An 11,406-nucleotide genomic window follows, 5' to 3' on the forward strand; every position below is an offset into this window, starting at 1 on the left:
TGCTCATGCTGAGTTTCCAGCACTAGATTAACTGCCCGTTCACGGACTTCCGGAGAGTAACGTTTGGTCGTTGTCATAGAGACCTCCACTTTTAAAGTATAGACTCTAATTTATCCGGGGTGATTCAGCAGATGGTAATAGCTGGTCAGCTCGATAAGCCCGTCGTAATAGCCGGAGATATCCTTGGCGCGTTTCAGGATTTCCTCATTGGTGACGATGTCGTCGAACACCAGCGACGGATCGTTGACGATATTGCGGATGATATGGGTATAGGAGCGCGAGTGAATGGTTTCGGAAAACGCCCAGGTTTCCACCCAGGTTTCCAGCTCCGGTATCGAAATCAGCGGCAATAACGCGACATTGGGGCTGCGGCCCTGGATGGAATCCAGCAGCGTCTGATATTTGAGGTTACTGATAAAGATATGTTTTTCGTGTTCCGGCAGCGCCTGATAATCGATGCGATCGCGCGACACATCAACCTCTTCCGGGCGCCAGAAAAACGACAATTGTTTCTCAATCAGCTTTTCAAAAATGTCGTATTTCTGCTGATCAAAACGCGCGACGTTAACCGACTGGCCGAAAAACATCGGCTCCAGCAGTTGGTTGTTTTTAACTTGTGAAAAGGTGCTATAGGCCATGGGTACTCCCGTTAAACGCGGGCGGCATCGCTACCGCCCGCGTCCATGTTCATATCTTGCAGGCGCCGCTTTCGCAATCGTCCTGCTGCGTCGCCTGCATGTCTTCCTGCGCGTCTTCCGCGCCGTCGCGGGTGTTCTGGTAGTAGAGCGTTTTCACGCCGAACTTGTACGCGGTCAGCAAATCTTTTAACAGCTGCTTCATCGGTACTTTCCCGGCCGGGAAACGGGACGGATCGTAATTGGTGTTGGCGGAAATGGCCTGATCGACGAACTTCTGCATCACCCCCACCAAATGCAGATAGCCGTCGTTGCTCGGCATCTCCCACAGCAGCTCGTAGCCTTTCTGCAGCCGGATAGACTCCGGCACCACCTGACGCAAAATACCGTCTTTGGACGCTTTGATACTCACCAGGCCGCGCGGCGGTTCGATGCCGTTGGTGGCGTTGGAAATCTGCGAAGACGTTTCCGAGGGCATCAGCGCCGACAGGGTGGAGTTACGCAAGCCGTGCTGCTTGATGTCCGCGCGCAGCGCTTCCCAAGCGTAATGCAGGGGTTCGCTAACGATGGCGTCGAGATCCTTTTTATAGGTATCGATGGGCAAAATACCCTGCGCATAGGTGGTCTCATTAAACCACGGGCAGGCGCCGCGCTCACGGGCCAGATCGTTGGACGCCTTTAACAGATAGTACTGAATGGCTTCAAACGTGCGGTGGGTCAGATTGTTGGCGCTGCCGTCGGAGTAGCGTACCCCATGTTTGGCCAAATAGTACGCGAAGTTGATCACGCCGACGCCGAGCGTGCGGCGGCCCATGGCGCCGCGTTTGGCGGCCGGGATCGGGTAGTCCTGGTAGTCGAGCAGCGCATCGAGCGCGCGCACCGCAAGCGTCGCCAGCTCGCCCAGATCGTCAAGGCTGTCGATAGCCCCAAGGTTGAAAGCCGACAAGGTACACAGGGCGATTTCACCGCTGTCGTCGTTGACATCGTCCAACGGCTTGGTGGGCAGAGCGATTTCCAGACACAGGTTGGACTGGCGAATCGGCGCCACCGCGGCATCGAACGGGCTGTGGGTGTTGCAATGATCGACGTTTTGCACATAGATACGGCCGGTGGAAGCGCGCTCTTGCATCATTAGCGAGAACAACTCCACCGCCTTGATACGGCGCTGGCGGATACTGCTGTCCTGCTCATACAGGGTATAAAGCCGCTCGAATTCATCCTGATCGGCAAAGAAGGCATCATATAAGCCCGACACGTCGGAGGGGCTGAACAGCGTGATATCCTCGCCCTTGACCAAACGCTGATACATCAGTTTGTTAATCTGCACGCCGTAATCCATATGGCGCACCCGGTTGGCTTCCACGCCGCGGTTGTTTTTTAGCACCAGCAGGCTTTCGACCTCCAGATGCCACATGGGATAGAACAACGTGGCCGCGCCGCCGCGCACGCCGCCCTGTGAGCAGGATTTGACCGCGGTCTGGAAATGCTTATAGAACGGAATACAGCCGGTATGGAAAGCTTCGCCGCCGCGAATCGGGCTCCCCAGCGCGCGAAGTCGGCCGGCATTGATGCCTATCCCGGCGCGCTGGGACACGTATTTCACAATCGCGCTGGAGGTGGCGTTAATCGAATCGAGGCTGTCGCCGCACTCGATGAGCACGCAGGAACTAAACTGACGGGTCGGGGTGCGTACGCCGGACATAATCGGCGTCGGCAGCGATATCTTAAACATCGAAACGGCGTCATAGAACCGCTTGACGTAATCCAGACGGGTCGCGCGCGGATAGCCGGAGAACAGGCAGGCCGCGACCAGCATATACAGAAACTGGGCGCTCTCATAGATTTCGCCGGTTACCCGGTTTTGCGCCAGATACTTGCCTTCCAGCTGTTTGACGGCGGCGTAGGAAAAGTTCATATCGCGCCAGTGATCGATAAACCCGTCCATCTGCTCGAACTCTTCGGCGCTGTAGTCGGTCAGCAAATGTTTATCGTATTTGCCCATCTCGACCAGACGCGACACATGATCGTAGAGTTTCGGCGGCTCAAACTGGCCGTAGGCTTTTTTGCGCAAATGGAACACCGCCAGCCGGGCGGCGAGATACTGGTAGTCGGGCGCCTCGCGTGAAATCAAATCCGCCGCGGCTTTAATGATGGTTTCATGAATATCGGCGGTTTTGATGCCGTCGTAGAACTGAATATGGGAGCGTAATTCCACTTGGGAAACGGAAACGTTTTCCAGACCCTCGGCCGCCCAGTCGATGACCCGGTGGATTTTATCGAGGTTAATGGTTTCTTTACGTCCATCGCGCTTGGTGACGAGCAGACTCTGGTTCATGCGGCAGTATACCTGTCTGAGAGACCCGCAAACGCCCTTGCTGGCGCGCAGGCAAAATAGTGCCTTGCCAAGGGGCAAATCACTATATATGGGGTCTTTTTGTTAGTTTGGTAACAAGATAGTGACAAAGCCTGCGCAATGCAAGTGAGTAACTTGCCTACTTTTGTGGATAACGTTGGGGAGAAACGGTCATCAAGCGGGTAAGCCGCTATTGTGCCTGCGCTTCGCGCTTGTCAATTGCGGGGGATAAAATTTTCTAAAATAATGCGATCGTTGCTTAATTGAACGCTGTCCGCTAACGGGGCCATGATGGAAGAAGATGGCGGGACGGGATGGCAAGGCGGCATAGATGACAGAGAGACGGCGGCAGTGGCTGCCGGACGACGATCGCGCCGGTAGCCTATGCCGCTACGTTTCTCGGTCGGCGCTAGCGTCTTACGCCTTACGCCTGGCGCCGCGTGTGCAGCATATAATTGACATCGACGTTGCCGCCAAGATAGAAACGATCCCGCAGCGGTTGGTAATGCAGACCGATAATGTGCTGCTCGCGCAGCGGGGTCTCATCCACCCACCCCAGCAGTTCGGCGGGCTTAATGAATTTTGTGATATCGTGGGTCCCCCGCGGCACCATGCGCAGCACATATTCAGCGCCGACGATAGCCATCAGCCAGGCCTTGGTATTGCGATTCAGCGTTGAGAAAAACACCTCGCCGCCGGGTTTTACCAAACGGGCGCAGGCCCGGACAATCGACGCCGGATCCGGCACATGTTCCAGCACTTCCATACAGGTCACCACATCATAGGCGCCGGGATGCGCTTCGGCGTGTTCTTCCACCGTCTGCTGGTGATACGCCAGCGTCACCCCGCTCTCAAGCGCGTGCAGGCGGGCGACCTCCAGCGGCTCGGCGCCCATGTCCAACCCGGTGACTTTGGCCCCTTCCCGCGCCATGCTTTCCGCTAAAATGCCGCCCCCGCAGCCCACGTCCAGCACGTTTTTGCCAAACAGACCGCCGGCGCGTTCGAGAATATAATCCAGGCGCAGCGGATTGATGCGGTGCAGCGGTTTGAATTCTCCCTCGAGATCCCACCAGCGGGCGGCGACTGCGTCAAATTTGGCGATTTCGCTCGGATCGACGTTTTCCTGACGAGGCGCCGCCGGCTGGCTCGTTTCTTTACTCACTTCAGGGGTCATGTAACAGCTCCTTATCCATTTATCGGCTAAGTATACGCGCAACCGGACCGTCCGGCAGCCCGTTTGCCGGCAAAAGCGGGCATTTTCCCCGCGTCGTTGCGGTTAAGGGGTGCTTGTCGCGACATGAGATGATTCCGCAGCGCCTTTCAACGGTGACGGTGCCCTTTCACAGAAAAAAGATGGTATACTTTGACACCTTTAAATCCGGGTAGAAGCTTCATTAGTAGAGGGATAGCGGCTCCATGAGCGACCTTGCCAGAGAAATTACACCGGTCAATATCGAAGAAGAGCTGAAACGTTCTTATCTGGATTACGCCATGTCCGTCATCGTCGGACGTGCGTTGCCGGATGTGCGCGACGGGCTCAAGCCCGTGCACCGTCGCGTGCTGTTCGCGATGAGCGTGCTCGGTAATGACTGGAATAAACCTTATAAAAAATCGGCGCGCGTTGTCGGCGACGTCATCGGTAAATATCACCCTCACGGGGATACCGCCGTCTACGACACCATCGTGCGTATGGCACAGCCGTTCTCGCTGCGTTACATGCTGGTGGATGGCCAGGGCAACTTTGGTTCCGTTGACGGCGACTCCGCCGCGGCGATGCGTTATACCGAAGTGCGCATGGCGAAAATTGCCCACGAATTGCTGGCGGATCTGGAAAAAGAAACCGTCGATTACGTGCCCAACTATGACGGCACCGAGCAAATTCCCGATGTCATGCCCACCAGGATCCCCAACCTGCTGGTCAACGGCTCGTCCGGCATCGCGGTGGGAATGGCCACCAACATACCGCCCCACAACCTCGCGGAAGTTATCGATGGCTGTCTGGCCTATATCGACGACGAGAACATCAGCGTCGAAGGCTTGATGGAGCACATCCCCGGGCCCGATTTCCCGACCGCCGCCATTATTAATGGCCGGCGCGGCATTGAAGAGGCCTACCGCACCGGGCGCGGCAAAATCTACATCCGCGCGCGCGCCGAGGTGGAAACGGACGGCAAGTCCGGCCGTGAAACCATCATCGTGCATGAAATTCCCTATCAGGTGAATAAAGCGCGTCTGATTGAGAAAATCGCCGAGCTGGTAAAGGAAAAGCGCGTCGAAGGCATCAGCGGTCTGCGCGATGAATCCGACAAGGACGGCATGCGCATCGTGATTGAAATCAAACGCGACGCGGTGGGGGAGGTGGTGCTCAACAACCTCTACTCCCTGACCCAGCTGCAGGTGTCGTTTGGTATCAATATGGTGGCGCTGCATCAGGGGCAGCCGAAGATCCTGCCGCTGAAGGACATTTTATCCGCCTTCGTGCGCCACCGCCGTGAAGTGGTGACCCGCCGCACGATTTTTGAACTACGCAAAGCCCGCGATCGTGCCCATATTCTGGAAGCGCTGGCGGTGGCGCTGGCGAACATCGACCCGATTATTGAGCTGATTCGCCAGGCGCCGACCCCGGCGGAAGCGAAAGCCGGCCTGATCGCGCGTTCTTGGGCGCTGGGCACCGTCTCCGCCATGCTGGAGCGCGCCGGCGACGACGCTGCGCGGCCGGAATGGCTGGAGCCGGAATACGGCATTCGCGATGGTCAATATTACCTGACCGAGCAGCAGGCCCAGGCGATTTTGGATTTGCGCCTGCAAAAATTGACCGGTCTGGAGCACGAAAAGCTGCTGGATGAGTACAAGGAGCTGTTGACCCAGATAGCTGAACTTATCCGTATCCTGCAGAACCCTGACCGCTTGATGGAGGTGATCCGCGAAGAGCTGGTGGCCATTAAAGAGCAGTATAACGATCCGCGCCGCACCGAGATTACCGCCAACACGTCGGATATCAACATCGAAGACCTGATCAACCAGGAAGATGTGGTCGTTACCCTGTCCCATCAGGGTTACGTGAAGTATCAGCCGTTGACGGACTATGAGGCGCAGCGCCGCGGCGGCAAAGGCAAGTCGGCGGCCAGCATCAAGGAAGAGGACTTTATCGACCGGCTGCTGGTGGCGAATACCCACGACACTATTTTGCTGTTCTCCAGCCGGGGACGGATGTACTGGATGAAGGTTTATCAACTGCCGGAAGCCAGCCGCGGCGCCCGTGGGCGGCCGATAGTCAATCTGCTGCCGCTGGAGTCCAACGAACGTATTACCGCCATCTTGCCGGTGCGTGAGTACGAAGAAGGACGCCACGTCTTTATGGCGACCGCCAGCGGCACCGTGAAGAAGACCTCCCTGATTGAGTTCAGCCGTCCGCGCAGCGCCGGTATTATCGCCGTCAATCTTAACGATGGCGATGAGCTGATTGGTGTCGATCTGACCGACGGCAGCAACGAGGTCATGCTGTTCTCCGCCTACGGTAAAGTGGTGCGTTTCCCCGAAAGCCAGGTGCGCAGCATGGGGCGGACCGCCACCGGCGTGCGCGGTATCAATCTGGCCGAAGGCGACCGAGTGGTGTCTCTCATCGTGCCGCGCGGCGAGGGGCCGATCCTGACGGTGACGCAGCACGGTTACGGCAAGCGCACCGCGCAGGCGGAGTATCCGACCAAGTCCCGCGCCACCCAAGGGGTTATCTCCATCAAGGTGAGCGAGCGTAATGGCGAGGTGGTCGGCGCGGTGCAGGTGGATGACTGCGATCAAATCATGATGATAACGGACGCCGGCACGCTGGTGCGTACGCGGGTCTCCGAGGTCAGCATCGTGGGCCGCAACACCCAGGGCGTGACGCTTATCCGCACCGCGCAGGACGAGCACGTGGTGGGGCTGCAGCGCGTCGCCGAACCGGTCGATGACGACGATCTGGATTCGGTGGCGAGCCCTGACGCGCTAGCGGATGGCACCGTCGCTGATGCTGATGACGCCGATGAGGCGGATAATGGCGTCGAGGGTGACGATGATGTTGACGGCGAACGCGAATAATCGCCACCGCCGGCGTGGTGCCGGCGAGTAACGGTAAGCAAAAAGAGCCAGCGCGGTTGCGCTGGCCTTTTTAATTTCGGCTGATTTTCTTTTATCGAACGGTACGGGCTTGAAATATTTCACTTCGTTTCGCACCACGGTCAAAATTTCCCGCTACCTGTTCAGGACGCTGGCACTCATGCTGTGGGCGCTCGGCGCGTTATTATCCTTTCTCTATTTTTTTAGTCTGCTGCACCAGCGGGAAGCCGTGCTGCGCCAGGAGTACGACAATAGCTATGAACAGGCGCAAAATTACATCCGTCACTCGGCGGACATCACGCGTCAGCTAAAATACATGGCGGAAAACCGGTTAACCGGCAGCTTGAGCGGGCTGGACATGCTGGACGGCAACACCGGCGCCAAACTGACCCAACCGCGCTACAGCGCGCTTATCCCTAACGGCGATTGCGCCAGTGAAAGTCCGCGCTTTCATACGGCGGTCAACGCGTTGACCTATTTTCTCAGCTATTGGAAAGATAATTTTTCCGACGCTTACGATCTTAACCGGGTGTTTTACATTGGCGGTGAGAGCCTGTGCCTGGCGGATTTCAGCATGCGCAGCGTGGAAAACGGCGACGATGCCGCACCTAAAAGCCTGGTGCGCCAGGTTATCAAATTCCGTAACGCGCGCCTTACCGAACGGCAAGGCACACAATATTGGGTTACCCCCGGTAACCGGCACGACAACGGTAATTATTATGTACTCATCCCCCTGTACAGCGGTAATAAGCTCGAAGCTCTTATCGGCATCGAGCAAACGATGCGGCTGGAGGATTTCGCCAGCGCCAGTAATTTGCCGCTTGGCCTGACCCTGCTCGACCAGAACAACCTGCCGCTGCTGACGCTGAACAGCGGTGAGCGCAGCGCGGCGGCGCTCAGCACGTTTCCCTCACAGCCGGCTTTTTTTGGTTACAACCACGGCTTTGCCAATCTGGTCATGAAAAAAGCGCTGTCCCAGACCGCGCTGAGTATGGCGTTTTCGCTGCCGCGCAGCGCGGTGATAGACAATCTCAACATGCTGCTGTTCAAACTGGGACTGCTGAATCTGTTCTCTGCGGCGGCGCTGATGTGCCTGACCTGGCTGTTTGAGCGCAGGATGCTGGCGCCGGCGGAAAAGAACGTATTCCAATTGGAAGAAAACGAGCAGTTTAACCGCAAAATTGTCGCCTCGGCGCCGGTGGGGATTTCCATTCTGCGCATCAGCGATGGCGCCAATTTGATAAGTAACGAGCTGGCACATAATTATTTGAGTATGCTCACCCATGAAGATCGTCAGCGTATTACCCATATCATCTGCGGGCAGCAGGTCAATTTCGTCGATGTGATCACCAGTAATAACACCAACCTGCAAATCAGCTTCGTCCATTCCCGTTATCGCAATCAGAACGTCGCCATCTGCGTGCTGGTGGATGTCAGCGTCCGGGTGCGCATGGAGGAGTCGTTACAGGATATGGCGGCGGCCGCCGAGCAGGCAAGCCAGGCCAAGTCGATGTTCCTGGCGACCGTCAGCCACGAATTGCGCACCCCGCTGTACGGCATTATCGGCAACCTCGATTTGTTGAAAACCAAGGCGCTGCCGGACGACGTCGATCGGCTGGTCATGGCAATGAGTAACTCCTCGGCGCTGTTATTGAATAACATCAGCGACATTCTCGATTTCTCAAAAATTGAATCGGAACAGCTGAAAATAGAACCAAAGGAATACTCCCCGCGCGAAATGGTGAGCTATATTGTCGGCAACTACCTGTCGCTGGTGGTGAAAAAACGCCTGGGGCTGTATTGCTTTATCGACCCGGATGTACCGGACAGCCTGCGCGGCGACCCGGTGCGTCTACAGCAGGTGCTGTCTAATTTGCTCAATAACGCCATCAAATTTACCCGCAGCGGCAGTATCGTCGTCACGGTGTATTGCCGCGACGGCTACCTGCTGTTTAGCGTACGGGATACCGGCGTTGGCATGCAGACGCGGGAAGTGATGCAGCTGTTTGACCCGTTTGTACAATTGGGCGACGGCGGCCAGCGCCCGACTCAGGGCACCGGGCTGGGGCTGGCGATTTGTGAAAAACTGGTCAATTTGATGGACGGCGATATCGCCGTGGAATCCGAACGGGGCCTCGGCAGCCGTTTCACCATCCGCCTGCCGCTTTATCAGGCGGTCACCCGGCCGGTGGAAAAACAGGATGCCGCCGGCCACACCTGCTGGCTGGCGGTGCGTAATAGCGCCATGGGTCGCTATCTGCAGCTGTTGCTGCGCCACCACGGCCTGACTGTGCTGGACTATCGCGATGAGGCCCTCAGCTTCGACGATATGTTTATTTGCGATGATCCCCAACAGCCGGAAGGGAGGGCGCGCGCCACGATTTGCTTCTCAAACGATCATATCGGTCCGGCAGAGGAAATCCGCCCCGGCTATTGGCACTTAAGCCCGGCGTTTGCCGGCGATCTGCCGCTGCTGCTCAATTATTTGTATCGCGGCGACCAGGCGACATGGCCGGCATTGCCGGCGCCGCCGGTGATGATGCCGGCAAGCGTCGCCAACGAGGATATCCTGATTCTGGTCGTGGACGACCATCCCATTAATCGTCGGTTATTGGCGGATCAGTTGGGCTCGCTGGGATACCAGGTCATCACCGCTAACGACGGGCTGGATGCGTTGAATATGATAAGCCGGCAGGCGGTGGACATTATTCTCAGCGACGTCAATATGCCCAATATGGATGGTTATCAGTTTGCCCGCGCGCTGCGAACGCAGGGCAGAGTGACGCCCGTGGTCGGCGTCACCGCCAATGCCCTGGCGGAAGAGAAGCAGCGCTGTCTGGATGCGGGCATGGACAATTGCCTGTCAAAACCGGTAACGCTGGAGGTCCTGCAACCGGTGCTTTCGGCCTACAGTCAACAGGTGCGTCAAGCGCGCAAAGACGCTGAGACAGGATATGATCAGTAGCGTCCGGGGCGGGGGTTGCGCAGGCGCGCTTTGGCGGTCAGTCTGGGGCGGTGATTTTACTGGCGCGCATGGCCGGATCATGCCCGCGGTGAGCCGCTAGGCTTGCAATTACCGATTAAGGCCGGTGGCAGGCCATGAGGGCCTATTCTGGCGGATAACGCGTGCGGATGCTCTGCACAGAGAGGATGCCGCTGCAAGCGGCGCGGCGGCACACCGTGCCGCGCGACCGAAAGAAAGGCGAGTTAGTCTTTATCGACCGGCGCCATGCTGACCGATGACAGGTAGTTCAACAGCCCGATATCGTTTTCCACGCCCAGTTTGAGCATGGCCGATTTTTTTTGGCTGCTGATGGTCTTGATGCTTCGATTTAGTTTTTTGGCGATTTCGGTCACCAGAAAACCCTCGGCAAACAAGCGAAGCACTTCGCTTTCCTTGGGCGACAGGCGTTTGTCGCCATAACCGCCGGCGCTGATGCGCTCCAGAAGCTTCGCTACGCTTTCGGGGGTGTATTTTTTGCCTTTCTGCAGCGAGGCCAGCGCTTTGGGCAGATCAGTGGGCGCGCCCTGTTTGAGCACGATGCCATCGATATCCAACTCCAGCACCGCGCTTAAAATCGCCGGGTTGTTGTTCATGGTCAGGACAATGATCGCCAGGTGAGGATAATGGCGCTTGATATATTTAATCAGCGTGATGCCATCGCCATACTTTTCACCGGGCATGGAGAGATCCGTCACCAAGACATTCGCATCCAGTTTGCCAAGACTATTAATAAGGGCGGTGGAATCCTCGAATTCGCCAACCACGTTGACCCATTCGATTTGTTCAAGGGATTTCCGAATGCCGAACAGGACGATCGGATGGTCATCGGCAATGATGACATTAAGGTTATTCATAGTTAAGGCTACCTTGCATGCTGCAGCATTTTAGTGACAAAAACATCAATTTGATGGATCTCCGATCCCATCTTCGATACATCTTGTTGTTTAATATAAAACTCAAGAGATTCACAGGCACGTTTACCCGGCTCCAGGCCAAGCATCGCGAACACCCCTTTCAAACGATGGGCGGTTTGCGCCAGCGCGTCCAGGTTGAATAACCCCGAGTTTATTAGAGAGTAATTTTGGCAATACTACGCCGCTTCCTCTGATGCTAATTGCAAAGCGTAATAGTTCATTTCGGCTTCAGTAGGAGGGATGTAACCCAGCCGCCCGAGCAGCCTTCTGTTGTTGTACCAGTCCACCCAGTCCAGCGTGGCCAACTCCACTTCCGTCCGGTTTTTCCAGCTCCCGCGGTGGATAACCTCCGTTTTGTACAACCCGTTGATACTCTCTGCCATCGCATTATCGTAGGAGTCGCCG

Annotated in this window: 7 protein-coding genes and 1 pseudogene; 2 read left to right on the forward strand and 6 right to left on the reverse strand. The window is 56.7% G+C overall.

The window, feature by feature from the left end; translation table 11 throughout:
- Positions 1 to 125: 125 nt before the first annotated feature.
- From nrdB to ubiG, 3 genes and pseudogenes are all read right to left on the reverse strand, one after another.
- Positions 126 to 638 (reverse strand): annotated as a pseudogene (nrdB, locus tag CINSTRO3249_RS07605) (class Ia ribonucleoside-diphosphate reductase subunit beta); the annotation flags it as partial.
- 49 nt (positions 639 to 687) lie between these two features.
- Positions 688 to 2,970: a class 1a ribonucleoside-diphosphate reductase subunit alpha gene (gene nrdA, locus CINSTRO3249_RS07610; protein ID WP_074012831.1), complete on the reverse strand. Its 2,283-nt coding sequence runs from the start codon at positions 2,968 to 2,970 to the stop codon at positions 688 to 690.
- Positions 2,971 to 3,412: 442 nt separating this feature from the next.
- Positions 3,413 to 4,162, reverse strand: a complete 750-nt coding sequence (gene ubiG / locus CINSTRO3249_RS07615) for a bifunctional 2-polyprenyl-6-hydroxyphenol methylase/3-demethylubiquinol 3-O-methyltransferase UbiG (protein ID WP_074012832.1) — start codon at positions 4,160 to 4,162, stop codon at positions 3,413 to 3,415.
- A gap of 242 nt (positions 4,163 to 4,404) precedes the next feature.
- Between ubiG and gyrA the strand changes: the two genes are divergently transcribed.
- Positions 4,405 to 7,065 (forward strand): DNA topoisomerase (ATP-hydrolyzing) subunit A, encoded by a 2,661-nt coding sequence (gene gyrA / locus CINSTRO3249_RS07620; RefSeq protein WP_074012833.1) that lies wholly within the window; start codon positions 4,405 to 4,407, stop codon positions 7,063 to 7,065.
- Positions 7,066 to 7,174: 109 nt separating this feature from the next.
- Complete coding sequence (rcsC, locus tag CINSTRO3249_RS07625) at positions 7,175 to 10,048, forward strand: two-component system sensor histidine kinase RcsC (RefSeq protein ID WP_074012834.1); 2,874 nt, start codon at positions 7,175 to 7,177, stop codon at positions 10,046 to 10,048.
- A 242-nt stretch (positions 10,049 to 10,290) separates the two neighbouring features.
- Here the strand turns inward: rcsC and rcsB are convergent, their stop codons facing one another.
- From rcsB to CINSTRO3249_RS07640, 3 genes are all read right to left on the reverse strand, one after another.
- Complete coding sequence (gene rcsB / locus CINSTRO3249_RS07630; protein WP_074012835.1) at positions 10,291 to 10,941, reverse strand: response regulator transcription factor RcsB; 651 nt, start codon at positions 10,939 to 10,941, stop codon at positions 10,291 to 10,293.
- 8 nt (positions 10,942 to 10,949) lie between these two features.
- A complete protein-coding gene (locus tag CINSTRO3249_RS16220; RefSeq protein ID WP_084790151.1) occupies positions 10,950 to 11,156 on the reverse strand; it encodes an Hpt domain-containing protein in 207 nt (68 codons plus the stop codon).
- A 21-nt stretch (positions 11,157 to 11,177) separates the two neighbouring features.
- Positions 11,178 to 11,406 (reverse strand): integrase core domain-containing protein (locus CINSTRO3249_RS07640; protein ID WP_143146879.1); only part of this gene is annotated, 229 nt, incomplete at its 5' end.

This window comes from Candidatus Sodalis sp. SoCistrobi, from assembly GCF_900143145.1.
Lineage (GTDB): Bacteria > Pseudomonadota > Gammaproteobacteria > Enterobacterales > Enterobacteriaceae > SoCistrobi.